Consider the following 25223-nt stretch of genomic DNA (forward strand, 5'->3'; position numbering starts at 1 on the left):
TAGAGGGATATACGAGTGTCAGTCGCTCATTCCACAATTTCTGCTTATAGTCGGGTAAGATCGGAACCGCCGGCACGACCGGCGATTCCCAAAAACGCGAACCTCGCGGAGGGTGCCATAGCCAGCGAAGAGGATATCAGGGCCGGTCTGTCGCAGCATCTGACGCGGCTCTGGCGCTATGCGGTGGTGCTGTCGCACCAACGCGACGTCGCGGACGATCTGGTGCAGGCGACCTGCGTTAGAGCACTGGAGCGGGCTGGTCAGTTCGCAGCCGGTACGCGGCTCGATCGATGGTTGTTTTCGATCCTGCATTCGATCTGGCTGAACGAGATCCGGGCGCGCCGCGTGCGCATGGGCCAGGGTTTTGTCGATGCCGACGAGACGTTGGTCTTTGACGGCGCCCGCGAGACGGAGACGCATATTCTCGCCGGTCAGGTGCTGAAGCAGGTGCAGGCGCTGCCGGAAGCGCAGCGCACCGCCGTGTTCCTCGCCTATGTGGAAGGGCTTTCCTATCGCGAGGTGGCGGAGGTTTTGGATGTGCCGATCGGAACGGTGATGAGCCGGCTGGCGGCGGCGCGGGCGAAGCTTGCCGATGGTGCGGGATCGGCGGATGGCGCGCGACTTTCTGGGGGTGGGCGACTGGGGAACGGGAATGAGTGAATTGGACAACAGCAACATGCCCTCGGACGAGCTGCTCACCGCCTTCATCGACGGCGAGCTGGATGCCGCCGAGAGCGGAAAGATCGAAAAGCTGATCACCAGCGACGCCCAGGTGGCGGAACGCTTCGATTTTTTGTCGCGCGGTGATCTGCCCTTCCGTGAGGCATTCGAGCCCGTGCTTGCCGCCGCCCCAAGCGCCAAGCTTACCGCCATGCTTGCCGCGATTCCTTTCACAAACGAGCAAAAGAAGGCCGTTTCCGGCGTTAGCCGCCGTGGTTTCCTGTCCGCAATCGCGGCGTGCCTTGTCGTGGGCGTCGCCATCGACCGCGCCGCGATCGGTATCCGCCGCAGCATCGACAAACCGGAAGAGGGCAGTGACTGGCGCGCCGTCGTCGCCGAATATCTTTCGCTCTATACGCCGGATACGCTCAGCGCACCGGCTGGCGATCATGCAGAACAAGCCGCGCAATTGAGCGAAGTAGGCTCCAAGCTCGGCCTCACGCTGACGCCCGAAACCGTTGCTCTGCCGGGCATCGATTTCAAGCGCGCCCAGCTATTGAATTACGACAGTAAACCCTTGGCGCAGATCGCTTATCTCGATCCCGAAAGCGGTCCGATGGCGCTCTGCATCATCCCCTCGACCAAAGGCGCTGCCGCACCGGACATGGAAAACCGCCGCGGCATGAATGTCGTCTATTGGTCGAACGCCACCCACGCCTTCATGCTGATCGGCCATCTGCCGATCGACCGGATGAAGGCGCTGGCGGATGGCGTTCGGGGAAGCCTGGCGGTTTGAGATCGAGCCTTTTTCCCAACGCGTAGGAAGAGTTAGCGCTCCGTAAATCGCGCGATTCAAAAAGAATTTGGCGAAAACTCTTCCTGCTGATATTCTCCGCCCAACGAAAATCGAATGAGCGCCTGCAGCATGCCCTGGGGCCTTGCGCGGCGCGGTGGAAAAGATACGTGAGTGACCCCGACAGCGGCAGAGCGCCGCAGGCAAACGGGGCGTCGGTAGCAGAGCGCAGGAAGGGTAAATCCTCCCGGCGCGGTAAGCGTAAGCGTGGCGGTCCCGCCCGTCCGAACGCTTTTTCTGCGGAGGCCAACCAGACCGGCACGTCCGGCCCGGCGGCGACACGCCCGATAGACAACGACACCGGTTCTCCGGGCAAAAAGCGCAAGCGTCGCCGGCGTTCCCGTGGCGGGGCGCATGATGGTGCGCAGCACGCTTCCTCAACCCAGCAGCAACAGGCTTCTTCAGCGCCGGAACAGCGCGCTGCGGCCGGGCCGTCGCACAAGAACGGCAAGAACAGGCGCAAGCATCGTAGCAAGCGCGGTTTGCAGGGTCGCCCGCTGGTGCATGAGAAGACGGCGCAGATCGTCGCCCCGGCCGCTGCTGCTACCGCCGAACAGGCGCCTGCCCGCAATGAACATGATAATCGGCATCCACCCCAGCAGCGCCGTGACGGCCACGCGCCGCATCATCATGCCGATGGTGACTACCGTCCCGTCGATCTCTACGCGGCACTCGATCTCGGCACCAACAATTGCCGTCTGCTGATCGCGCAGCCGACGAGGCCTGGCCAGTTCCGCGTTGTCGACGCTTTTTCCCGCATCGTTCGTCTCGGCGAGGGACTTGGCGCCAGCGGCCGGCTGTCGAGCGATGCCATGGATCGGGCCGTCGAGGCTTTGCGCATCTGCGCCGGCAAGCTGAAGACGCGTGAGATCCGCCGCATGCGGTTGATCGCCACCGAAGCCTGCCGTGCGGCGGAGAACGGCGAAGCGTTCCTCTCCCGCGTGACGGAAGAAACCGGCCTGCGGCTGGAAATCATCGATCGGGAGACCGAGGCGCGGCTTGCCGTCTCCGGCTGCTCGTCGCTGGTCGGTCCCGAGGCGCGCTCGGTTGTGCTCTTCGATATCGGCGGCGGCTCGTCGGAAATCGCCGTCATCCGCATTGGCGAAAACCGCTCCAGTCGGCTCGCCAATCACATCACCCACTGGACCTCGCTGCCGGTTGGCGTCGTGACGCTTTCGGAACGCCATGGCGGCCGCGACGTCACGCCGGATCTATTCGAGACCATGGTGCGTGAAGTCGAAGGCATGCTCGAACGCTTCGATTGCCCGCCGGTTCAGGGCGCTGCCCGCGACAGCGGCGATTTCCATCTCATCGGCACGTCCGGCACGGTGACGACGCTTGCTGGCGTTCACCTCGATCTGCCGCGCTACGATCGGCGCCGTGTCGATGGTGTCTGGCTGTCAGACGACGAAGTGACCGCGATGCAGGCGAAGCTGCTTTCCTGGGATTTCGCCGGCCGCGCCGCCAATCCCTGCATTGGGCCGGACCGCGCCGATCTCGTTTTGGCGGGCTGTGCCATTCTCGAGGCGATCCGCCGCCGCTGGCCGAGCCCGCGCATGCGCGTCGCCGATCGCGGCCTGCGTGAAGGATTGCTGACCGACATGATGGCAGACGATGGCGTGTGGCGGCGGGGCCGCTCGCGCCGGGGTCATCGACCGAGGGATATGAAGGGGCCGCAGACGTGACCAAGCCAACCATCGCCGGTAACCGTACGGGCCGCAAACTCGGCCAACGCGTCAAGAAAAAGAAGCTGAAGGCCTCCTCGCGGCAATGGCTGGAGCGGCATATCAACGATCCCTATGTGCAGCGTGCGCAGCTTGAGGGCTATCGCGCCCGTGCTGCCTTCAAGCTGCTGGAAATCGACGAGAAGCACCAGATCCTCAAGGGCGCACGCCGCATCATCGATCTGGGTGCGGCGCCGGGGAGCTGGTCGCAGATCGCCGCCAAGGTGACCGATTCGACCGAAGAGGATATCCGCGTTGCCGCCATCGACTTTCTCGAAATGGCGCCGATCCCGGGGGTCAGCATCCTGCAGCTCGATTTCCTTGATCCGCAAGCGCCGCAGCGGCTGATCGATGCCGTCGGCGGCACGCCGAATCTCGTGATATCCGATATGGCAGCGCCGACCACCGGCCATCATCGCACCGACCACCTGCGGACCATGCATCTCTGCGAAGTCGCGGCGCGTTTCGCCGTCGAAGTCCTGGCCGAAGGCGGGCATTTCCTTGCCAAGACCTTCCAGGGCGGTACGGAGCGTGACCTGCTGGCCTTCCTGAAGCAGAATTTCCGCCAGGTCGTTCATGTGAAGCCGGGCGCATCCAGGGCCGAATCGGTGGAGATGTTCCTGTTGGCGAAGGGCTTCAAGGGCCGCAAGACAGACGACGAAGCAACGAGTGCTTGATTTAGCCATCGCTTTTGTCCGATGATACAGTCCCATCGGCAGCAGGCAGCGCATTCTTCATGCTTCTCTACGTCACTCTCGGCTCGAACGATATTCCGCGTGCACGCAGCTTCTATGACGCGGTTCTGCCGGTCATCGGCTACCGGCGCCAACGCGAATCGGATGAGGAAATCGGCTATGCGGCCGATGGCGATACACGATGCCGTTTCTGGGTCGTGGTTCCCTACAATCACCGCAAGGCCACGATCGGCAACGGCTCCATGGTGGCTCTCCACGCAGAAAGCCGCGCCGATGTCGACGCCTTTTATGCCGCAGCCCTTGCCCATGGCGGCACCGATGAGGGTAAGCCGGGCCTGCGCTCTTTCCATGCCAATTTCTATGCGGCCTACGTGCGCGATCCCGACGGCAACAAGCTCAGCGCCGTCTGCGAGCGGCCTGAGTAGGTTTTTTGCCTTCTCCTCGCTGGGGAGAAGGTAGGATCGCATCATTTCACCATCGGCACCTGCGGCTGCGTCGCGGCCACGCGCTTCAGGCTGGCCTTGTGGCCGGAGACCAAGGCGCCGGCGCTGCGGTCCATGCGGATAAACGGGATGGTGGCAAGCACGGTCAGGACCGAGATGCAGAAGAAGGCGATGTGGAAATCGCGGACCTGCAGCTCCGTGCCGTTGAAGAAGGTCGACGTTTCCAGGATCATGGCGGCGACAGCAACGCCGAGCGCCAGGCTGATCTGCTGCATGACCGAGCTCATCGATGTGGCCTGACTTGCCTCTTTGTCGCTGATATCGGCGTAGGCGAGCGCATTGATCCCCGTGAAGAAGAACGAGCGTGAGAAACCGCCGATCAGCAGCACGCCGATGATGATGAGATGCGGCGTCCAGGGCTGGAACAGGCCGGTGCAGATCGTCGTCAGCGTCGTGATGCCTGCCGCCGACAGCAGCGCCGTCTTGAAGCCGACGGCAGTGAAGACGCGGCGGGCGATGAACTTGGTACTGATGGCGCCGATAGCACCGGCGAAGGTGATGAGGCCCGATTGGAACGGATTGAGGCCGAAGCCGAGCTGCAGCATCAGCGGCGTCAGGAACGGCATGGCGCCGATGCAGATGCGAAACAGCGTGCCGCCCGTGACGGAAGCGCGGAAGGTGGCATTCTTCAGAAGCGACAGGTTGAGGATCGGCGCCGGATGGCGGCGGGCATGGCCGACGTAAAGGAAGCCGCAGAGGAAGCCGATAGCGATGGCCGATATGCCGATGAACGGCGGCAGGGCCGGCAAGCTGATGACCGACATACCGAAGACGACGCCGGCGGCGGCGAAGGATGTCAGCAGGAAGCCGATGAAATCAAGTTTCGGCGGCATGGTCGCCTCGACATCCGGCAGGAAGATCGATGACAGGATGACGCCGAGAACGCCGACGGGCACATTGATCAGGAAGATCCAGTGCCAGGATGCGTAAGTGGTGATGAAACCGCCGAGCGGCGGCCCGGCGAGAGGACCGACGAGGGCGGGAATGGAAAGCAGCGCCATGGCCGAGACCAGATCGCTTTTCTGCGTCGTGCGCACCAGCACAAGGCGCCCGACCGGCGTCATCATCGAGCCGCCAAGACCTTGCAGGAAGCGGGCGGCGACGAATTCCAGGAGGCCGCCCGAGAAGGCGCACATGATCGAACCGATGACGAAGACGCAGATGGCGAGCCGGAAGATGTTCTTCGCGCCGAAGCGATCCGCCATCCAGCCGCTGATCGGAATGAACACCGCCAACGACACCATATAGGATGTCAGCGCCAGTTTCAGCGTGATCGGACCAACATGGAGATCCGCCGCGATGGCCGGCAAGGCGGTCGCAATCACGGTGGAATCCATCTGCTCCATGAAAAGCGCGACGGCAAGGATCAGGGGAACGATGCGATTCATAGGCATATGCCTTGGGTGAGTCGTGTCTTCGGGGAAGGGGTCCGCATGAGACGGGCACCCGCTCTGTAGTCCTATGTGCGGCCTCTGCCAATCTCCGATTCCGCCCTTTGGCTTCCTGGAGATCACGTCTTGGTGATGCCGTTGCCGCACGGTATAGGCTACCAAGTTCGACATATGCTAAACGCATAGAAATGCTAAGCGCATAAAACGTCGTTTGGCGTATTAGCGGATTTGGATCGAGATGTCATGGCGAATTATCGGCCATGAAAGCTCGTATTGCCGCCGCCGAAGACGGTGACAGGCGCAGCTTACGCTGCCACCATTGGAGAAAATGAGATCATGACAGCCGTTGTTCTGCCGCCCGAGACCCATCAGTTCAAGCTGGGGTCCTGCACCATCACCGTTGTCAAGGATGGCGCAAGCATTCTGGATAATCCCTGGGAAACCTTCGGGTCGAACCAGGCTCCGGAAACGGTGCGGAAGCTTCTGGCGCAGAACTTCCTGCCGACCGAAAAGCTAGTCAACAGCTATGCACCTGCGATCATCGATACCGGTTCAGACGTGATCGTCGTCGACACCGGCTTTGGCGCTGCCGGCCGCCCCCGCGGTTTGGGCCGCTTTCGCGAAGGCCTGAAGGCTGTCGGCTACACGCCGGAGCAGGTGACCGTCGTCGCCCTGACACATCTGCATGGCGACCATATCAACGGCCTGATGGAGGACGGCGCTCCGGCCTTCCCGAATGCGCGCTATGTCACAGGCGCGATCGAATATGAGTTCTGGACTGACAAGTCACGCGAAGGAACGCCCGCCGAAGGCGGTCACAAAGCCGTGCTAGCCAATGTCGTGCCCTTTGCCGAAAAGATGACTTTCCTCAGAGATGGCGATCAGATCGTCAGCGGCATGACCGCCATGCTCGCTCCCGGCCACACGCCCGGTCATCTCGTCTTCCATCTCGAATCGGACGGCAAGCAGCTGGTCATGACCGGCGATACGGCCAATCACTACATCCTCTCGCTCGGACGTCCGGATTGGGAAGTACGTTTTGATATCGATAAGGCGCAGGCCGCCAAGACCCGCCGCCGCATCTTCGACATGATCGCCACGGACCGCATCCCTTTCCTCGGCTTCCACATGCCATTCCCCGCCGTCGGCTTCGTCGAGAAGCAGCCGGAAGGGCTCCGCTATGTCCCGAAAACCTATCAGTTCGATTTGTGAAACGACTGCGCGGCTTTACGGGTCTGTCTTTAGCGCGTGGCTGAAAGCAACGGTGGTCATGTCAATCAGTTGCGCATGAATCTCGTTTCGTGACCGCCCTCCGCCGTCTGTACAGATTGGATCACCGATCTTTTCAGATGCCGCGATCTCTGACGCACCGGGTTTGCATTCGGCAAACATGCTGTAATGGCTCGCATCCCCGATCGCCGTATAACTCGCCGTTGGAATGGCTTTCGCCACCTCGGAAGCCTCTGCTGTCGGCGGAATTTTCCCTGGCTGACCGAGATTTACGATGTCGACCGGGATAGAAATGCCAGAAAAACTTTTGAATTCGAAGATATCGATCGGGGCAGGATCGATCGCCATTGCGAAGCGAATGCGCTTGTCTTCATTGTCGCGACCGGCGGATTGTAAATTCATGGTGTGAAGATCAACGCCGCTTTGCCTGACCCACTCGCAAAGAGAGGAATTGAGCGCGTCCGTATCGCAATAGCTTGCCAGGAGTTTTGGGTCTATGCGGGCACCCGCTATTGCCAAAGCCGTGTTGCCACCCATGGAAAGACCGAGCGCACCGATCTTGCCTTGGTCAAGGTGGGCTTTGAAAAACGAATCCGTCTCCATTGCATTCAAGGTTTCGGTGAGATCGCCAGGTCGCAACCAGATCTTCATCGTTTCGGCTGCGGACCTGTTCTCACCCGAATTTCCCGGATGCGTCGGACCTGCCACCACGAAGCCCTGCTGAGCCAAGGGCGTTGCAATCCAACTCATAGCTTGCGGGTTTCCGGCCAGGCCAGCACCATGGGAAAGAAGGATGAGCGGAAATTTTCCGTCGGAGATTGGCGCATCGCGCATGGCCGGCGTTCCTGCAAAGAACACGCTCTCGCCAAGCACGACGGGCTCACCACCCGACTTTGCCGGGTACCAAACTGTTACGTTGAGATTGTTGCCGCGTTCTTTGGATGGCACCACGATTTGATGTACACCAACGTATTCGTTGGCGCCGGCTGCGTGTTGCATCATCATGGGGATTGCAACAACGCAAAGCATGGCCCGGACTCTCATCGAAATCTCCTTTGTGAGCGCTTTCATAGCGTCACCAAGGGCGGCTTCGGCCCTGATCTCGACCTCGAACACGTTTCTGGTCGTACCGAATCGCGATCTTGTACGTCAGGATGGCCGGCTCAGGTGGGATTTGGCCGGGTCTGTCGCCACTGCACCGGTGTCATGTCAGTCACTCGGCGGAATTCGCGATTAAAATTGGATTTGGTCTGGAAACCGACTTCAAACATCACCTCGGTTACGGATTTGTCCGTGTCGGCAAGTAGCCGGCATGCATCGGCGATGCGGAAATCGTTGACGAACTGGGAAACGTTCTTGCCGGTGGTGCGATTGATCGCCGTCGAAATCTGCCGGGCCGGAAGGACAGCTTTGCGCGCCAGGCGATCGAGATTGAGATCTGGGTCGCGGTAGACCCGCTTTGTCTCCATCAGAGACCGAATTGCGCCGAGTGTTTCTTTGTCGGTCGGCTCGTCGACAGGAGGCTTCACGTCGTCGGTTTCGGCGGGTGCCCGGCCGCGTACGGCCACGGCGCTGGCGATCGACAGTATGATCAGCGCGAGGAGGTTGCCGATCGCCACCATGGCTGGGGCATGCCTGCCCTGGGTCCAGGAAAAATCCAGGAACACCAACAGATCCAGGGCGGCCGACAGAAGTAGCGTCACAGCGGCGAAAATCAGCGCCCGATAGACTGATGTCGCACTCTCGAACGGGGTTCGCCTCAGAGCGTCTGGTCCTGATCGCATCAAAAGCAGGATCGCTCCGGCATACCCGATGAAGATTGCAGGCAGCACCACGTCAATCGCACTTCGCCAGACAGTCATCAGCAAAACGACAAGGATGGCAGGGATCGCATGCAGGCCGAGACGGGCGCCGGAGGAGACGCCGCTTTTCTGGACCAGCTTGGCTACACCGCAATAGACCAATGGTGGCACGAGGGCGGCGCCCACCGGGGCGACATACATCACTTCCTCGATGCCGTATCCCCAGCGCAACCCTGAGAGAAAGGCTTGGAAAGCGCTCAGCAGGATCAATACAAGAAAGGGGGCGTTAGGTGCTCTCCCAATCGACGCTGACTCATCGCTGCTTTTCATCACTGTGACGAACAAGATGAGGAGCAGGATGGCGACGACAAAGGAAAGCGGGATGAATGGCATCCGGTCATCTCTTTCTGAAAGCGTTGGCATCTTGGCCGGGCGCGTTTTCCCTATTCCCTTCCTGTCATAGACGTGTTACCAGCCCTCGCCAACTTCCAAGCAACACTTGCAAGATCGCCCGGTAGACGATTCGTTCCGGGCTTTCCTGTTTTTCACAGACGAAGGAATTGGCCATGGCACGCATCATTGAAACGTCAACCGGGTTGGATGCTCTGACATTCGACGACGTGCTCCTGCAGCCGGGGCACTCCGAGGTCATGCCGGGCCAGACGAATATCGCCACCCGCATCGCCCAGGACATCGAACTCAACCTGCCGATCCTCTCCGCTGCCATGGACACGGTGACGGAAAGCCGTCTCGCTATCGCCATGGCCCAGGCCGGCGGCATGGGCGTTATCCACCGCAATCTGACGCCGATCGAACAGGCGGAAGAGGTCCGGCAGGTCAAGAAGTTCGAAAGCGGCATGGTGGTCAATCCGGTCACGATCGGCCCCGATGCGACGCTTGCCGAAGCACTCAGCCTGATGAAGGCGCACGGCATTTCCGGCATCCCGGTCGTCGAAAAGTCGCACCGCCTCGTCGGCATCCTCACCAACCGCGACGTCCGCTTCGCCTCCGATCCTTCGCAAAAGATCTACGAGCTGATGACCCGCGAAAACCTGGTCACGGTCAAGGACGGCGTCCAGCAGCAGGAGGCCAAGCGCCTGCTGCACAAGCACCGCATCGAAAAGCTGCTGGTCATCGATGGCGATAGCCGTCTTGTCGGCCTGATCACGGTCAAGGATATCGAGAAGTCGCAGCTCAACCCGCACGCCTCGAAGGATGCGCAGGGCCGCCTTCGCGCCGCTGCCGCCATCAGCGTCGGTGACGACGGCTATGAGCGCGCCGAGCGCCTGATCGAGGCCGGCGTCGACCTTTTGGTTGTCGATACCGCCCATGGCCATTCGCAGCGTGTTCTCGACGCTGTCACGCGCGTCAAGAAGCTCTCCAATTCCGTCCGCGTCATGGCCGGCAATGTCGCCACCTATGACGGCACGCGGGCGCTGATCGATGCCGGTGCGGATGCCGTCAAGGTTGGCATCGGCCCGGGTTCCATCTGCACGACCCGTATCGTCGCCGGCGTCGGTGTGCCGCAACTTGCCGCCATCATGTCGGCAGTTCAGGCCGCGCAGGACCAGAACATCCCGGTCATCGCCGATGGCGGCATCAAGTTCTCGGGCGACCTCGCTAAGGCGATCGCCGCCGGCGCATCGGCCGCCATGGTCGGCTCGCTTCTCGCCGGCACGGATGAAAGCCCGGGCGAGGTCTATCTCTACCAGGGCCGCTCCTTCAAGGCCTATCGCGGCATGGGCTCCGTCGGCGCCATGGCGCGCGGCTCGGCCGATCGCTACTTCCAGGCCGAGGTGCGCGACACCCTGAAGCTGGTGCCGGAAGGCATCGAAGGCCAAGTGCCCTACAAGGGCTCTGTCTCGGGCGTGCTGCATCAGCTCGCGGGCGGCCTCAAGGCTGCCATGGGCTATGTCGGCGGCGCCGATCTCAAGGAGTTCCAGGAGCGCGCCACCTTCGTACGCATCTCCGGCGCGGGCCTGCGCGAAAGCCATGCCCACGACGTCACGATCACGCGCGAAAGCCCGAACTATCCGGGCGCTGGCGGCTGATCGATGGCCGATCACGCTCAGGGTGACGTCAGGTCCTTGCAGGGCCTGACGGCGATCCTTGCGGCTCTTTCCCTGGCGCTTTTTGCCTGGATCTATGCCGGCTTCGTGAGAGCCTTCAGGGATGCCGCGGCCGGCGAGCAGATGCTCGATGCGCGCATCGGCGGCTATGAGCGCGATGATGTCATCGCCATGCAGCGCTACCTCAAGGATCATCCCGATCCGGCCGCTATCCTGCATTCCATGTATCTCGGGCCGGAACTCATCTTTCCGCTGGTGCTGGCCGGTCTGCTCTTTTGCCTGTTGCGGCTGGTTGGCCCCGGCGGCACTTTCTTCAAGCGGCCGATCTCGCCTGCGGTGATTGCCCTGATCTTTTGCCTGCCGGTCTTCTACGGCGTCATGGACTATGCCGAAAATATCGCCGGCCTGTTGCTCTATCCGCCGGCCGCGCCATCGGATGCCACAGTGACGTTGCTCGCCGGCCTGCTGCCGATCGTCGTGCGGCTAAAGTTCCTCTCGCTGGTCATCACTATCATTCTACTGGCCCGTTTCGCGATTCTTCGCTACCTGTCTGCGGACGGTTCCAAGCCGTCCTGAGCGGGCGTTCTGCCGTTCAGCAATCCCTAGAGCGGTTTCAGCGTTTCACGGAATCGCTTTCCCGCTCTATCCCTTTGTTTTTACGCAATTCCGGACGGAAAGCCGCTTCGCCCTTTTCCGGGAATTGCTCTAAGGAGTTGGCGGCGTGACCGGCTATGAAATGTTCTGGCCCATGGTGGCCCATGCGGTGCTTGTCTATATTCTCTATGCGCTGCTAGGCCTGCGCCGCCAAAGTGCGGTGAAAGCGGGCAAGATCAAACGCTCGCAGTTTCGCGAGAACCATGCCGCCGATGAGCCGGCCGAAAGCCTGGTTGTGCGCAACAGCATCGCCAATCAGTTCGAACTCCCCGTCCTTTTCCATGCCTGCTCGATCGCGCTGTTCGTCGCCCAAGCCGATAATCTGCCTGCGGTCATCCTGGCCTGGATCTTCGTCGCCTCGCGCTATGCTCATGCCTATGTCCATGTCACCAGCAACGATCTGCGCTACCGCAGCCCGCTCTTCGCGCTCGGCTATATTGCCCTTGCCGGCATGTGGGCCTGGCTTGCCGTCTGGATGGTGTTCTCCTGATCGGACTTGCATTGTCGCGGAAAGCAACCTGCGATAACGTATTTGTGTTCTTCCTTGACCCTCGTACCTCGCTCCGCTGACCTATCTTGTCCTCGGAAGCCGAGCCTTGGGACGCTGGCTGCCGGGGAAAGATAAGGAGGAACACACCATGAGCATAGATAAGCCCATCGTGACGCAGGCGATGATCAATGCCTATGACGAATACACGCATCTGACGCTCGATCGCCGTGGTTTCATGGAAAAGCTGACGAAGCTCGCAGGCTCGGCGGGGGCCGCAGCCGTGATCGCGCCGTTGCTTGCGGCCAACAAGGCAAGCGCCGAGATCATTGCCGCCGATGATAGCCGTCTGGAGACGAAAGACGTCACCTATGCTGGCAACGGCGGTGAAATGAAGGGCTATCTCGCCCGACCTAAGGGCGAGGGCGAAAAGCTCGGCGGCGTGATCGTCATTCATGAAAATCGTGGCCTCAACCCGCATATCCGCGATGTCGCCCGCCGCATGGCGTTGGAAGGTTTCATCGCCCTGGCGCCGGACTTCCTGTCGCCGCTCGGCGGAACGCCGGAAAATGAGGACAAGGCGCGCGAGATGTTCACCAAACTCGACGCCGCGCAAACGGTTGCCAATGCCGAAGCAAGCCTAACCTATCTCGCCAAGCTCGACGGCTCCAGCGGCAAGGTCGGCGCGGTCGGCTTCTGCTGGGGCGGCGGTGTCATCAACCGTTTCGCCACCAAATCACCGGAGCTGAAGGCCGGCGTTGCCTATTACGGCATGCAGCCCGCCGCGGCCGATGTGCCCGACATCAAAGCCGCCCTGATGCTGCATTATGCCGGCCTCGACGATCGCACCAATGCCGGCATCGACGCCTATCGGAAAGAGCTGCAGGCCGGCGGCAAGACCTTCGAAATCTTCGTCTATGACGGCGCCAACCACGCGTTCAACAATGACACCTCGGCTGCCCGCTACGACAAGAAGGCCGCCGATCTCGCCTGGGGCCGGACGGTTGATTTCCTGAAAAAGTATCTAGCCTAGAGCGCGGGTAGCAAGGACTGGACGTGACAACGGCGGAAGGTATCCTCCAGCCGTTGTTGCTCTATTGCGACCTTAACAATACTTAACACTTAAAATTGAACTTTTCCCTTTTACGCGCATTGAATATGCCTATGACATAAGCTGCCTTACGCCCCGGCGTCGCTCCGAGTGAACAATAAAATGGGAAATTCATGAGCCCGGACAAACCCGACCGCATCAAATTCCGCAAGGAGCCCCAGCAGGAACGCAGCATCCACCGTGTCGATGTCATCTTATCGGCTGCCGCGCGACTAATCGCCGAAAAAGGCGTCAGCGCCATGAAGATGACGGAACTCGCCGCGGTGGCGGGCGTGCCGATTGGTTCCGTGTACCAATATTTTCCTGAGAAAGCTGCGATCGTCACTGCGCTGTTCGACCGCCACGCCGTTCTCGTCCAGGAAAAGACGGCGGAAGTCTTCGTCGCCGTCAAATCCCTCGATCATGCCATCGATCTCGTCTGCGGCATGGTCGACTGGTACTATCGCGAATTCCGCGGCGATCCGACCTATATGGGCGTGTGGCTGGGGACGGAGATGGATCAGGATCTTATGAAGCTGAACATTCAGCACAGCAATCGCGTCGCCGAAATCTTCTTGCAGGGCATCGAAGCCCACATTCCCGCCGACAGTCAAATAGACCTGCAGGCTCGCGCCCAATTCTTCAGCCACCTCATCGGCGCCTCCGTCCGCCTCGCGATCATGAGCGAGAGGAGCCTTGCCATCCGCATGCTCAATGAATGGAAACAGGTGATCCGCACGACGCTGTTTGCCGAGCCGAGCAGCGTGGCAATCGGCAACAGGCACTAGGTGCGCCTAGAACAGCGCTGGTCTTGCACCGGTCTCTATCCATAGAATAAAATGCCTCCATGGCTAAGCAGGTCCTCTTCGTTCAAGGAGCCGGCGAAGGCGCTCACGCCCGCTGGGACAGCAAGCTTGTGGCGTGCCTTGAGCGCGAACTCGGCGAAACCTATGCCGTCCGCTATCCCCAAATGCCCGGCGAGGACGATCCCCACTATTCGGCTTGGAGGGCTGCGCTGATAAGGGAGTTCGGTTCGCTGGAGGACGGGGTGCTCCTCGTCGGCCACTCGATCGGCGGGACTATTTTGCTCCATGTGCTTGCCGAACATCCACCGAAAGCCGGGCTCGGAGGGCTGTTTATCATCGCTGCACCCTTCATCGGTGAAGGTGGCTGGCCGAGCGATGACATCGGTGGTCGCAAGGACTTTTCAGAACGCCTTCCGCCCAGCGTTCCCATCTATTTCTATCATGGCGCTGATGACGACGTGGTGCCGACTGCCCATGTTCAGCTCTATGCGAAAGCAATTCCGCACGCTGTGATCCGCGTGTTCGACCACAGGGATCACCAGCTCAACAACGATATGAGCGACGTCGCGCGAGACATCCGTTCCATGGGCTAAGCCGAGCGCAGGGTTCGCGCCCGACTTCTGAAATCACCAACCCGGCAGGATATGCCCCGCGCGCAGGCGCGGATGGTAGCGCGCGAAGGTCTTTACATCGCCGTCGAGATCGTCGTCGACCACAGCCGGCGTGATGTTGTCGAGGCACGCGGAGATGTGGGCGGTGATAGCGTTCATCAGCGATACCGAGAGGCCCGGCCGCTTCATGATGCCGATCTGCACTGGCGGCAGTGGCGGGAAGCCATCCGCCTGGCTCAGCACCTTCATGCCGGTGCGGAGCGCCGATTCCGGCATGACCGATACCGCCATGCCGGCAAGCACCGCAGCGGCAACCACCGTGCAGGACCAACTGGTGAACAGGATCTGGTAGTCGCGGCCGCCGGCGTCGAGTGCTGCGCAGGCAAGCTGCCGCCACTGACAGTCGCGCCGCCCGACGGCGAGCGGAATCGGCGCATCGTCGCGCAGTGGATGATTGGCCGAACCGACCCAGCAGAGCGGCTCGGTGCGCACGACATCGGACATTCTTTCGCGCGGATTGTGGGTGACCAGCGCGATATCGAGCTCGCCGCGATGCATGCGTTCGGCGAGATCGACCGAGGGTTCGCAGACGATATAGAGCTCGACGTTCGGATGCGTCTTGGCGAAGCGGCCGATGATTTCTGGCATGTAGCGATCGGCATAATCGTCTGGCGTGCCGATGCGCAGCGTGCCTTCCAGCCTGTTGTCGTCGAAGGCGGCAATCGCCTCATTGTTCAGGCGGATGATGCGGCGCGCATAGTTGAGCAGCTTTTCGCCTTCCGCCGTCAGCCGGTTGCCACGGCCGTCCTTGATGAAAAGCTGTTTGCCGACGCGTTCCTCCAGCCGGCGCATCTGCATGGAGACCGCCGACTGCGTCTTGAAGACCCGGTCGGCGGCCTTGGTGAAGCTGCCCGAATCCACGATGGCGATGAAGGTCTGCAACTGATCGATATCAAGCGGCGCGGCCATGATCTCACCTATAAAGGAGTTTGATAATTATCATTAGAAACATTCGTTGGACTGATCAATAGGGCTTTGGCATCTTCCTAATGCAAATCAGCATACCAATCGACAGAACTCCTGCCGAATTCCTCCCAAACCACGCTCCTTCTCCGGACTTCCGGGAAGGGGCTTGGCCAGCGTGTGCCTGAAAGAAAGGACCATTGAAATGCGCACGACAGATCGGACACTACATCTCGGCCACGCAAGGCCGTCGTTGCCCTTGACGGCACGTCTGACGCTTGCTTTCGATAAGATGGCATCCGTCTGGCGAGCACTCCGCAACCGCCGCGAGATCAATTATCTGCATGAGCTGAATGACAGCCAATTGAAGGACATCGGCTTGACCCGCCTCGACGTCACGGCGGCGCTCAATACTTCGACCTTCTTCGAGGACCCGTCCAGCCATCTGACCAACTCTGCGCGTCGCCGTACGCGCTCCTTCGGCCTTACCAGCTTCCGTCTTTGAGGCCGACTAAACGTTTCCCCGCAGGGTGATAGCCAATAAGCCCTGCCTCTTACCCGGTGTTCGGTTCCCAACCGACACCGGGTTTTTTCTTTTTGGGAGACGAAGGACGGCCGGGAAATTGCCATGTCTTTCAAATGCCTTATGTTAGCACCTGGCTGAGATGCGAGGTCTGTGACAATGGCGACGGTGATCCTCTTCCATTCCGTTTATGGGTTGAGTCCTCTCGAACTGGACGCTGTCGAGCGCTTGCAGGCGGCGGGTCACAAGGCGTTCGCGCCCGATCTTTATGATGGTTGGGTTGCAAGCTCGATCGACGAAGGCTTCGAACTGAAGGATGAGATCGGTTGGCCGACCATCTGCGAGCGGGCGGAATGGGCGATGGCCGGCCTGCCGCCATCAACGGTCCTGGGTGGATTTTCCATGGGCGCGGCGGTTGCGGCAAGTCTTTGGCCGAAGCGGCCCCAGACCGCCGGCGTGCTCTTCCTTCACAGCATTGCCCAAATCCCGGAAAACCCTCGTGAGGGCTTGCCCGTGCAGGTCCATCTTGCCGATCCGGATCGTTTCGAGCCTGCGGAAGATGTCGCCGCATGGCGATCGGCAGCCGTACGGTCGAAGATCGCAGCCGATGTCTTTACCTATCCAGGCGCCGGACACCTCTATACCGACGCCAGCCTGCCCGATTACGATGCCAAGGCGACCGATCTCACATGGAGCCGCGTCATCCGCTTTCTCGACGCTCTCTAAAGTTCCCTTCCAAGAGCGGGCATATCAGTTCAGTCGGCGCTGGCGTCTGCGATCCGGTCGAGCTCCGCGATCTCGTGATCGGGCAGCCCGAGCCCGGCGGCGGCAAGGTTCTGCTGCAGGTGCTCGATAGAGGAGGTGCCGGGGATCAGCAGGATGTTCGGGGCACGATGTAGGAGCCAGGCGAGCGCCACCTGCATGGGCGTGGCACCGAGGCGGGCGGCGACATCCGAGAGGGTGGAGGATTGCAACGGGGTGAACCCGCCAAGCGGAAAGAACGGCACATAGGCGATCCCGTCGCGGGCAAGCTCATCTATCAGGGCGTCGTCGGCCCGATGCGCCAGATTATATTGGTTTTGCACGCAGACGATCTTGGCGATCCTCCGGCCTTCCGCCACCTGTTTGGCCGTGACGTTGCTCAGCCCGATATGACGGATCAGGCCCTGCCGCTGCAGGTCAGCCAGGATCGTCAAAGGCGCTTCGATCGACCCTTCGGTGGGATGATGTGGATTGAGCATGATGCGAAGGTTGACGACGTCGAGCACGTCCAGACCAAGATTGCGGAGATTGTCGTGCACGGCCTGGATCAGCTCTTCGCGGGAGAAGGCCGGAAGCCATGACGCGTCAGTGCCGCGGCGGGCGCCGATCTTGGTGACGATGACGAGATCGTCGCTGTAAGGATGGAGCGCCTCGCGGATCAGCCGGTTGGTGACATGTGGACCATAGAAATCGCTGGTGTCGATATGGTCGACGCCGGCCGCAACCGCTGCCCGCAGCACCGCGATGGCTGTATCATGATCCCTTGGCGGGCCGAACACACCGGGACCTGCGAGCTGCATGGCGCCGTAGCCGAGCCGTTTGACGCGGCGATCGCCGAGGGTAAAGCTGCTGGATTGATCGATGTTGGACATGACTATCTCCTTTGAAGATGAAATAGAGATAGAGGCCGTCGGAGTGTATGAAAACGGGGTGTAATCCGCACGGGTTGTGCGGAATCACGAACAGTCGACTTGTTGGCAAAATCGCGCGGACCGGCTCGCGGCTCGGGAAATATGTCCCGGTCAGCCCTTTTTCGGAGCGGGCTTATCGCCCGTCGGCATATAACTATCGAAGATCGATTCCATGTTCTTCTGATAGCTCTTCTGCACTTCCAGGCCGCTGTCGAACATGGCGTTGAACATCTCGGTATAGGCGGCCATATCGACACCAGGCGCAGCGGCGGGTTTGGCTTTCGGTGCTTCCTTCGGCGGCTCGGCGGGCATGGGGAAGTTGCGCATCATATCCTGGAACGCCTTGGCGAAGGGATTGTCGAGGAAAGGATTGGCAGCAGCGGGCTTTTCGCGCTCGACCGGCTGCGTGCCGAACATCAGTTCCATCGCCTGGGTGAACGGGTTATCGAAGATGCTCGCCTGCGGCGTCGGCTGCTGTTTCGGCGCAAAGCCGATGGTCTGCAGCCAATTCTGCATCATCTCGCCCATTGCGGTGTTGAGGAAAGGATTGGCCATCTGAGGCATCTGGCCGCTGGTTTCCTTGAACAGGCCGCCCATCAGCGTATCGGCCATGACGGGCAGCATGCGCTGGTAGATTTCCTGGCCGATGCCGGTCATCTGCGCTGCTTGCGCGGCAATGGCGCGAGACATGTCCTTGGAGCCGAACAGACGGGCCAGTACGGTATTGCCGTCGGCAATGCCCTCGGGCGTGAAGGCCTTGCTCATATCCTCGAAATATTTGGCATAGTTGCCGGAGGTGATGTCCTGCATCACGCCCATAAAATTATAGGGGTTCGTCGCGCTGCGCTTGAACCCCGAGGAAAAGGCGGGCATCAGCGCCGCCATGGCTTTCGTCGCCTGTTCCTGCGCGAGGTTGAACTGCTTGGCCATCGCCTCCGTGGCAGCACCGTTCTGTGCCTGCATCATCATGTCGAAGAGTGGCAGCATCGAAGTTCCTTTCCCCGCAATCATGCCGCTTTGGAATCAGAAAGCGTGCAATTCTGGTAGTATAGCGGGAAAAAAAACGGCGCATACCGGTTTCTGACAGTGTGCGCCGCAACAATCCAGGCCGAAGCCGGCTGTCAGTATTGATATTCCTCGAAGACCGGCTCGACCGATCCATTCCAGCGGCCGTGATAGAGCATCAGCAGATCGTCGGCGAGCGTTCCCTTCTTGGCGAGCACTTCGTCGAGCGGCGCCAGGAAGACGCTTTCGTCCTGGCCGTCGCCATTCACACGGGCGCGGTTCTTCAGGCCATCGCGGGAAATGCCGACAACCTCGCGCGCCACGTCGAGCAGCTTATGGCCCTTGATGTCCGCCTTCAGGCCCTGCACCGGCACGATATCGCGCAGTGCGTTGACCTCATCGAAGGTCCAATCCTTGGTCAACTCGTCGGCCGCGGCAAGTGCAGCGTCGTCATAGAGCAGGCCGACCCAGAAGGCCGGCAGTGCACAGATGCGGCGCCAGGGGCCGCCGTCCGCACCGCGCATCTCCAGGAAGCGCTTGAGGCGCACATCGGGGAAGAGGGTGGAGAGATGGTTCGTCCAGTCGCCCATCGTCGGCTCCCAGGCGGCGATCTCGCCCTTCAGCGCGCCATTCATGAACTGGCGGAAAGTGACGTGAGTGCAGTCGTGATAACGGCCGTCGCGGACGACGAAATACATGGGAACGTCGAGTGCCCACTTCACATAGTCTTCAAAGCCGAAATCGTCGCGGAAGGTGAAGTCGAGCAGGCCGCTGCGGCGGTTGTCGGTATCGCGCCAGATGTCGCCGCGCCAGGAGGAGAGGCCGTTCGGCTTGCCTTCGGTAAAGGGCGAGGAGGCAAACAACGCGGTCGCCAGCGATTGCAGCTTCATCGACACGCGCATCTTGCGGCGCATGTCGTCTTCCGAAGAGAAGTCGAGGTTCACCTGGATGGTGCAGGTGCGGTACATCATGTCGAGGCCCTTTGTGCCAACCTTTGGCATATAGCGGCTCATGATGTCGTAACGCGATTTCGGCATGCGCGGCGTCTCGGCCAGCGTCCATTTCGGGCTGCCGCCGATGCCGAGGAAGCGGATGCCCATCGGCTCGGCGATTTCGCGCAATGTCGCCAGATGCTGGTTCGATTCCTTGCAGGTCTGATGAATGGTTTCGAGCGGCGCGCCCGACAGTTCGAACTGGCCGCCGGGTTCGATCGAGATCGCGCCCATACCGGTCGGCTCGCCCAGCCCGATAATGTTGTCGCCATCCATGATCGGCTCCCAGTGGGACTTTTCCTGCAGGCCCTTCAAGAGCGCGGAAATGCTGGCATCGCCGAAATAAGGCACAGGGCGGTTGTCGGCCCGGAAGAACACGAATTTTTCGTGTTCCGTGCCGATGCGGAATTGCTCGTTCGGCTTGCTGCCGGCCGCCAAATAGGCCGTCATGTCCGAGACCGAAGAGAGCGGAGTCTGGTCGGTGGTATCGCGCGCCATGGTATTACCTTGATCTCGGAAGGAGGCCCGCGCAAGCCGCAAGCCAATAGGAAGCGTGATTGACGCGGAATGAGGTACGGTGCAAGTGAATTTCTTTCAAGAGCAGTTCAAAAAAATAGGATTTGGGACCTGGAAGCGACGCTGTAGTGGCGGCTGATGCCTGCACGCTTGCACAAGCGTTCAAGACGCCCAACCGGCGTTCGAAATAGTCTTGCCGTTCCACTGATGACGGAAGGGCATATCGATGTTCGAGCAGACCGTATTTTATCCGATCCTGACGCTGCTTCTGGCATCTCTGGTCATCATGGGCAGCCCCGGTCCATCCACCATCAGCGCCACGGCGGTTGGCGCCGCCTATGGTTTCCGTAGGTCGATCGGCTACGTCTGCGGGCTCATCGCCGGTACGGTTGTCGTGCTGCTGGCTGTTGCGGTCGGCGTCGTCGCAATCCTGTTGTCAGTGCCGTACGGCGCGTCGGCGCTTACCGCCGTCTCTACAGCCTATATCGCCTACCTGGCCTTGAGGATCGCCACGGCTCCGCCGCTCGCTGGCCGCGGTGATCAAGTCGCGACGCCCGCCTTTACCGGCGGTTTCCTATTGGCGGTCACCAATCCCAAGGCCTATCTGGCGATCGCTGCCGTCTTCGCGGGGGTCAGCCTTTTCAAGGATCAGCGCACGCTGGATGCGGTCATCAAGATAACGCTGCTCAGCGGGATGATTGTCGTCATTCACCTATGCTGGCTTCTGGTCGGGACCTCGCTGTCCCGCTTCCTCCAGAACCCAACCATTTCGCGCATCGTAAACGTTGCCCTGGCGGCTATGCTGGTCATCACGACCGCGCTCGCGCTAGCGGGTTGAAAAACAGACGGCGCACGTTCACAGTCATACAGGCGAGCGAGCTAGTTCCAGTCGCCAATCGCCGCTTGAATGACGGCCATGGCCGCCACCGCTGCCGTATCGGCGCGCAATATCCGTGGCCCCAAGGGAATGGCGGTGACGAAATCGAGGCTGTGCAGCAGAGCGCGTTCCTCTTCCGAAAACCCGCCCTCCGGACCGACCAGCAGCGCCAGATGTTTCTCTTTGACCTTTGCCAGGAGCGGCAGAGGGTTCTGGCCGGCATCGCCTTCGTCGCAATAGATGATGCGGCGCTCCTTCGGCCAGCGTGCCAGGAGATCGGCAAGCCTTACGGGCTCCGCCACGTCGGGGACGCCGAGAATGCCGCATTGCTCGGCCGCCTCGATGACATTGGCCTTGAGCTTGTCGAGATTGGTGATCTTGCCCTGCACGTGCTGCGTCATCACCGGCTGCAGTAGGCCGGCGCCCATCTCCACCGCCTTCTGCACGAGATAGTCGAGCCGTCCGACCTTCAGCGGCGCGAAGAGATAGTGCAGATCGGAAGGGGCGGGCTGCGGCCGCGTCTCCTCGTTAGGCGTCAGCAGGATGCGCTTGCGGGAGGGAAAGGAGACGCTGGCTTTCCATTCGCCGTCACGGCCGTTGAAGATCAACAGCTCGGCGCCGTCCTCCATGCGCAGCACATTGGCGAGATAGTTGAATTGATCGCGATCGGCCTCGATGCCGATATTCGCTTTGATATCCGAAACCACGAACAGCCGCTGCATGCGGAAATTGGCGCGCATGGGTAATCCCTTAAATGAAGAGCGCGACCATAGCCCAATATACCGCGGCTGCAAGCATGGCCGAGACCGGCACGGTGATGGCCCAGGCGGCGATGATGGTCATGAAATGCGAGCGGCGTACGAGGCGTCGGCGATGGATTTCGTCCGGATTGTGCTCGTCGGCTTCCACCATCTCGGCCCATGTTATGCCTGAAGCCTCGGCTTTCATCCGCATATAGGCGAGGCGGCGCTTCGAGTGGCTGGTGTACCATTCGCGGAAGAAGCCGACGCCGAAGACCGCGCCGATGGCGATATGGGTGGAGCTGACGGGAAGGCCGAACCAGGAGGCGACGATGACGGTGAGAGCCGCCGAGAGCGCCACGCAATAGGCCCGCATCGGATTGAGCTTGGTGATCTGCTCGCCGACGAGGCGGATGAGGCGCGGACCGTAAAGCAGCACCCCGACGGAAATGCCGCAGCCGCCGATCAGTACGACCCAATAGGGCGCGGTATATCCCGCTGCACCGCCAACGACACTGAGACTGCTTCCCAGGCTGACGCTGCGTATGATCGCCGCCAGCGGGCCGATGGCGTTGGCGACGTCGTTGGCGCCATGCGCAAAGGACATCAGCGCCGCCGAACAGATCAGCGGCAGGCGGAACAGCTTACGCAGCGAGCTATTCTTGTTTTCGCAACCGACAGACTGCGCCGCCACCAGCGGCCTGGCAGCAAACCAGATCGCCAAACCGACTACGACGCCGATCGCGATGGTCGAGAAGCCCGCGACGGTGTCTTTGGGCGCGAGTTGCAGAACCAGATAAGCGGTAAAGGCGCCGGCCATCAGGCCGATCAGAATGGGAATCCAGTATTTGGCGGCCGCGATCTTGTCGTTGCGATAGATGATGAAGGTCTTGATGAAAAACAGAATGCCGGCGGCGATCGTGCCGCCGAGGAAAGGGGTGACGACCCAGCCGGCGGAGATGGCTCCCAATACGCGCCAATTGACCATCTCCGGCCCGACGGCAGCAGCCCCTGCGCCGACGACGGCGCCGACGATCGTGTGCGTGGTCGAAACCGGTGCTTTCAGCCAAGTCGCGAAGTTGATCCAGAGCGCGGCGGCCAGCAGTGCCGCCATCATCAGCCAGGCGAGCTTGCCGCTGGTGATGATGCGGTCGGTATCGATGATATGCGAGGAGATGGTCTTGATGACCGGTCCGCCCGCGATGACGGCGCCGAGAATTTCGAAGATCGCCGCCATGACCAGGGCCTGCGTCATGGTGATGGCACGCGCCCCCACCGCCGCGCCGACATTGTTGGCGACGTCCTTGGCGCCGATATTCATGGCCATGTAGCCGGCGAGTGCCACGGCGGCGATTGCCAGCGTCGCGCCCGTCTGGTTCAGCACGTTGATGCCGGCGAAGATCATTGCAAGGCCAAGGAAGACCAGGCCGATACCGGGAGCGACCAGCCGTTTCGTGACATGATAGGCCGCATCCTCGACATAGGTGAGTTTGTCGAGATCCTTGTCTAGCGTCCTTTTTGTCAGTTTCGCCGGTCGGTCGGGCATGCCATTCTCTGAGTCGAAATATATAATTTTACGCTGCCCGGCAGGCCGCGCAATGTCTGGTAATTATTTCAGTATAGTGTGATGGGAGTATGTTACGGCCTATTTGGCCGCTGCTGTCACAAGTCTTGTCGTCATCCGCAGCTCGAAGGCGAGGATGATGTCGCGCAACTCCGGCTCACGGACGCGTTTGACCGCTTCATTGCAGGAAACCCACTCGATCGTGCGCTCGCCCTTTTCCTTGAAATTCTTGGCGAGATCGCTGACGTCGAGCGCATAGACCTGAACCCGGCAAGGCACCTGGATGCCGTCCTTCAGCACCTTGTCGTAGCTGAAGGCGCCAAGCGGATCGGTTTCCACGGTGCCGCGTACGCCGGCCTCTTCGAAGGCTTCCCGGGCGGCCACTTCATGCGACAGCTTGCCCGGCATCGGCCAGCCCTTGGGAATGACCCAGCGGCCGGTATCGCGGCTGGTCAGCAGCAGCACTTCCAACTCATCCGTCTTCTTTCTCACTCGATAGCAGAGCGCTGCATATTGCTGTCGCGGCGGGCGCCGAAACATGAGCTGCACATCATTTGCGATACGGGCGAGAATGGCCAAGGGTCGGGTCACCTTTAAAAGTTCGAGTTTAGAATCAGTCTCATATTAGCATTACATGGAAAAATTGTGCATTCCATATGACTTTATATGGTATTTCCACACACTTTCGTTCAGTGCTCAATAGATAAAAATGTGAGGAAGCGGTCTCTGATATTCGCCAGCGACTATGCTGATAGCGACATCGAATGCTTTCAATATGCCGCAGATAGCGCAGTCACCCTATACCTTCTTCCTATCTTACCGGAAAATAAGCTAAATCTCCGTTATGTCCGAACGTTCTCCGCTGCTACGCCTTCCGCCGATGAACGCACTGCGCGCCTTTGATGCCGTTGCCCGTCGTGGTAGCATTTTAAAAGCGGCTGACGAACTGGGCGTCGCGCGTGGCGCCGTACGCCAGCAACTTGCCGTGCTTGAAACATTTTTCGGTATAATTTTGTTCCAACGCGATGGCCGCCGCCTCGTCCTGACGAAGAAGGGCAGGGCCTTCGCCGACTCAGTCGGAATCGCTTTCGGCATCTTGGCGCGAGCTTCGGCCGAGCTTGTGGCCGGTGAGCGCCGGACACTGCGCCTCGGCGTCCCTTCCGCCTTCGCCGTCTGGTGGCTGATGCCGCGTGTTGCGGATTTGCAAGCAGCGCTTCCCGACGTCGATGTCGATATCATCCCGATGGCGGTGGTTGAGCCACTGGAGCGCCATCCCGATCTCGACGCCGTGATCATGGGCGGAGAATATCGGCCAACGCCTGACATCACTGCTATCCGTTTCATGGAAGACGAATTCGGCCCGGTGGCGACGCCGGACCTCGCCGCCCGTCTCGGCCTTGCCGCAGGGGTGGAGGCCCTTGCGACCGCCGTCGCCCTCACCAGCCGTTCCGCCCCCCGCCTATGGGATGATTGGTTTGCCGAGAGCGGCCACGCGCCCATCCGCTTCGCCCGTACTCGCGAATTCGAGGATCTGCTTCTGGCGATCGGCGCCGCCCGCTCCGGCGTCGGCGTCGCCATCGTCCCACGCACGGCCATCGGTGACGATATCGATCGCGGCCTGCTGGTGGCGCCCTTTGGCTTCATCCAAAGACCCGCCGGATACAGCCTCAGCATCCGCAGCGGCGATGCGAAGGACGCGGCTTTTGTCAGGCTGGCCGATTGGCTAGTCAAGGCAGGCGCTGAGCCTATCCCGCCAAGGGCGAGATAAGCCTCGTGCCTATGGCACTTTTTCTGC

26 protein-coding genes are annotated in these 25223 nt (G+C 60.8%); 16 read left to right on the top strand and 10 right to left on the bottom strand.

Features of this window, described 5'->3' with window-relative positions:
* Positions 1-15 precede the first annotated feature (15 nt).
* The 5 genes from C9E91_RS04090 to C9E91_RS04110 all read left to right on the top strand — a co-directional run bounded on the left by C9E91_RS04090 (position 16) and on the right by C9E91_RS04110 (position 4357).
* The gene (locus C9E91_RS04090; RefSeq protein ID WP_107107100.1) at positions 16-660 is read left to right on the top strand and encodes an RNA polymerase sigma factor; all 645 of its coding nucleotides are present in this window, start codon (positions 16-18) and stop codon (positions 658-660) included.
* A gap of 16 nt (positions 661-676) precedes the next feature.
* The gene (locus C9E91_RS04095; RefSeq protein WP_107107239.1) at positions 677-1456 is read left to right on the top strand and encodes an anti-sigma factor family protein; all 780 of its coding nucleotides are present in this window, start codon (positions 677-679) and stop codon (positions 1454-1456) included.
* Positions 1457-1623: 167 nt separating this feature from the next.
* On the top strand, positions 1624-3198 hold the full coding sequence (locus C9E91_RS04100; protein WP_107107101.1) for a Ppx/GppA phosphatase family protein: 1575 nt from the start codon (positions 1624-1626) through the stop codon (positions 3196-3198).
* A complete protein-coding gene (locus C9E91_RS04105) occupies positions 3195-3914 on the top strand; it encodes an RlmE family RNA methyltransferase (RefSeq protein WP_107107102.1) in 720 nt (239 codons plus the stop codon). Before C9E91_RS04100 ends, C9E91_RS04105 begins: the two co-directional genes overlap by 4 nt.
* Positions 3915-3973: 59 nt before the next feature.
* Complete coding sequence (locus C9E91_RS04110; protein ID WP_107107103.1) at positions 3974-4357, top strand: VOC family protein; 384 nt, start codon at positions 3974-3976, stop codon at positions 4355-4357.
* Between the two features lie 41 nt (positions 4358-4398).
* Here the strand turns inward: C9E91_RS04110 and C9E91_RS04115 are convergent, their stop codons facing one another.
* A complete protein-coding gene (locus tag C9E91_RS04115) occupies positions 4399-5823 on the bottom strand; it encodes an MFS transporter (RefSeq protein ID WP_107107104.1) in 1425 nt (474 codons plus the stop codon).
* 339 nt (positions 5824-6162) lie between these two features.
* On the opposite strand from C9E91_RS04115, the gene C9E91_RS04120 reads away from it, so the two are divergent.
* The gene (locus C9E91_RS04120; RefSeq protein WP_107107240.1) at positions 6163-7038 is read left to right on the top strand and encodes an MBL fold metallo-hydrolase; all 876 of its coding nucleotides are present in this window, start codon (positions 6163-6165) and stop codon (positions 7036-7038) included.
* Between the two features lie 15 nt (positions 7039-7053).
* Here the strand turns inward: C9E91_RS04120 and C9E91_RS04125 are convergent, their stop codons facing one another.
* Positions 7054-8100: an alpha/beta hydrolase family protein gene (locus tag C9E91_RS04125; protein WP_107107241.1), complete on the bottom strand. Its 1047-nt coding sequence runs from the start codon at positions 8098-8100 to the stop codon at positions 7054-7056.
* A gap of 119 nt (positions 8101-8219) precedes the next feature.
* Positions 8220-9251: a helix-turn-helix domain-containing protein gene (locus C9E91_RS04130; protein WP_107107105.1), complete on the bottom strand. Its 1032-nt coding sequence runs from the start codon at positions 9249-9251 to the stop codon at positions 8220-8222.
* A gap of 173 nt (positions 9252-9424) precedes the next feature.
* On the opposite strand from C9E91_RS04130, the gene guaB reads away from it, so the two are divergent.
* The 6 genes from guaB (at position 9425) to C9E91_RS04160 (ending at position 14557) form a co-directional block, all read left to right on the top strand.
* On the top strand, positions 9425-10909 hold the full coding sequence (gene guaB / locus C9E91_RS04135; RefSeq protein WP_107107106.1) for an IMP dehydrogenase: 1485 nt from the start codon (positions 9425-9427) through the stop codon (positions 10907-10909).
* 3 nt (positions 10910-10912) lie between these two features.
* Complete coding sequence (locus tag C9E91_RS04140) at positions 10913-11503, top strand: hypothetical protein (protein ID WP_107107107.1); 591 nt, start codon at positions 10913-10915, stop codon at positions 11501-11503.
* A gap of 145 nt (positions 11504-11648) precedes the next feature.
* Positions 11649-12071, top strand: a complete 423-nt coding sequence (locus tag C9E91_RS04145; RefSeq protein WP_107107108.1) for an MAPEG family protein — start codon at positions 11649-11651, stop codon at positions 12069-12071.
* A 148-nt stretch (positions 12072-12219) separates the two neighbouring features.
* A complete protein-coding gene (locus C9E91_RS04150; protein WP_181316007.1) occupies positions 12220-13101 on the top strand; it encodes a dienelactone hydrolase family protein in 882 nt (293 codons plus the stop codon).
* A 191-nt stretch (positions 13102-13292) separates the two neighbouring features.
* Positions 13293-13946, top strand: a complete 654-nt coding sequence (locus C9E91_RS04155) for a TetR/AcrR family transcriptional regulator (protein WP_107107109.1) — start codon at positions 13293-13295, stop codon at positions 13944-13946.
* Positions 13947-14005: 59 nt separating this feature from the next.
* Positions 14006-14557 carry an alpha/beta fold hydrolase gene (locus C9E91_RS04160; RefSeq protein ID WP_107107110.1) on the top strand — a complete coding sequence of 184 codons (552 nt, stop codon included), beginning with the start codon at positions 14006-14008 and terminating at the stop codon, positions 14555-14557.
* Between the two features lie 33 nt (positions 14558-14590).
* Here the strand turns inward: C9E91_RS04160 and C9E91_RS04165 are convergent, their stop codons facing one another.
* Complete coding sequence (locus C9E91_RS04165) at positions 14591-15544, bottom strand: LysR substrate-binding domain-containing protein (protein WP_107107111.1); 954 nt, start codon at positions 15542-15544, stop codon at positions 14591-14593.
* 199 nt (positions 15545-15743) lie between these two features.
* On the opposite strand from C9E91_RS04165, the gene C9E91_RS04170 reads away from it, so the two are divergent.
* Both C9E91_RS04170 and C9E91_RS04175 read left to right on the top strand, forming a co-directional pair.
* Positions 15744-16043: a DUF1127 domain-containing protein gene (locus C9E91_RS04170; protein ID WP_107107112.1), complete on the top strand. Its 300-nt coding sequence runs from the start codon at positions 15744-15746 to the stop codon at positions 16041-16043.
* 177 nt (positions 16044-16220) lie between these two features.
* Positions 16221-16787: a dienelactone hydrolase family protein gene (locus tag C9E91_RS04175; protein ID WP_107107113.1), complete on the top strand. Its 567-nt coding sequence runs from the start codon at positions 16221-16223 to the stop codon at positions 16785-16787.
* A gap of 29 nt (positions 16788-16816) precedes the next feature.
* On the opposite strand, the gene C9E91_RS04180 is transcribed toward C9E91_RS04175, so the two are convergent.
* The 3 genes from C9E91_RS04180 to C9E91_RS04190 all read right to left on the bottom strand — a co-directional run bounded on the left by C9E91_RS04180 (position 16817) and on the right by C9E91_RS04190 (position 20229).
* Positions 16817-17695 (bottom strand): aldo/keto reductase family oxidoreductase, encoded by an 879-nt coding sequence (locus C9E91_RS04180; protein WP_107107114.1) that lies wholly within the window; start codon positions 17693-17695, stop codon positions 16817-16819.
* 150 nt (positions 17696-17845) lie between these two features.
* Positions 17846-18721 carry a DUF937 domain-containing protein gene (locus C9E91_RS04185; RefSeq protein ID WP_107107115.1) on the bottom strand — a complete coding sequence of 292 codons (876 nt, stop codon included), beginning with the start codon at positions 18719-18721 and terminating at the stop codon, positions 17846-17848.
* Positions 18722-18855: 134 nt separating this feature from the next.
* A complete protein-coding gene (locus tag C9E91_RS04190) occupies positions 18856-20229 on the bottom strand; it encodes a glutamate--cysteine ligase (protein ID WP_107107116.1) in 1374 nt (457 codons plus the stop codon).
* 244 nt (positions 20230-20473) lie between these two features.
* Here C9E91_RS04190 and C9E91_RS04195 point away from each other — a divergent pair, with 244 nt between their 5' ends.
* A complete protein-coding gene (locus C9E91_RS04195) occupies positions 20474-21085 on the top strand; it encodes a LysE family translocator (RefSeq protein WP_107107117.1) in 612 nt (203 codons plus the stop codon).
* A gap of 41 nt (positions 21086-21126) precedes the next feature.
* Here the strand turns inward: C9E91_RS04195 and C9E91_RS04200 are convergent, their stop codons facing one another.
* From C9E91_RS04200 to C9E91_RS04210, 3 genes are all read right to left on the bottom strand, one after another.
* A complete protein-coding gene (locus tag C9E91_RS04200) occupies positions 21127-21864 on the bottom strand; it encodes a 16S rRNA (uracil(1498)-N(3))-methyltransferase (protein ID WP_107107118.1) in 738 nt (245 codons plus the stop codon).
* A 10-nt stretch (positions 21865-21874) separates the two neighbouring features.
* Complete coding sequence (locus C9E91_RS04205) at positions 21875-23410, bottom strand: inorganic phosphate transporter (RefSeq protein ID WP_107107119.1); 1536 nt, start codon at positions 23408-23410, stop codon at positions 21875-21877.
* Between the two features lie 99 nt (positions 23411-23509).
* Positions 23510-24007, bottom strand: coding sequence for an NUDIX hydrolase (locus tag C9E91_RS04210; protein WP_181316009.1), 498 nt, complete (start codon positions 24005-24007; stop codon positions 23510-23512).
* 265 nt (positions 24008-24272) lie between these two features.
* On the opposite strand from C9E91_RS04210, the gene C9E91_RS04215 reads away from it, so the two are divergent.
* Positions 24273-25196 carry a LysR substrate-binding domain-containing protein gene (locus C9E91_RS04215; protein WP_107107120.1) on the top strand — a complete coding sequence of 308 codons (924 nt, stop codon included), beginning with the start codon at positions 24273-24275 and terminating at the stop codon, positions 25194-25196.
* Positions 25197-25223 lie beyond the last annotated feature (27 nt).

It is taken from the genome of Rhizobium sp. SEMIA4064 (assembly GCF_003025035.1).
Taxonomy (GTDB): domain Bacteria; phylum Pseudomonadota; class Alphaproteobacteria; order Rhizobiales; family Rhizobiaceae; genus Rhizobium; species Rhizobium paranaense.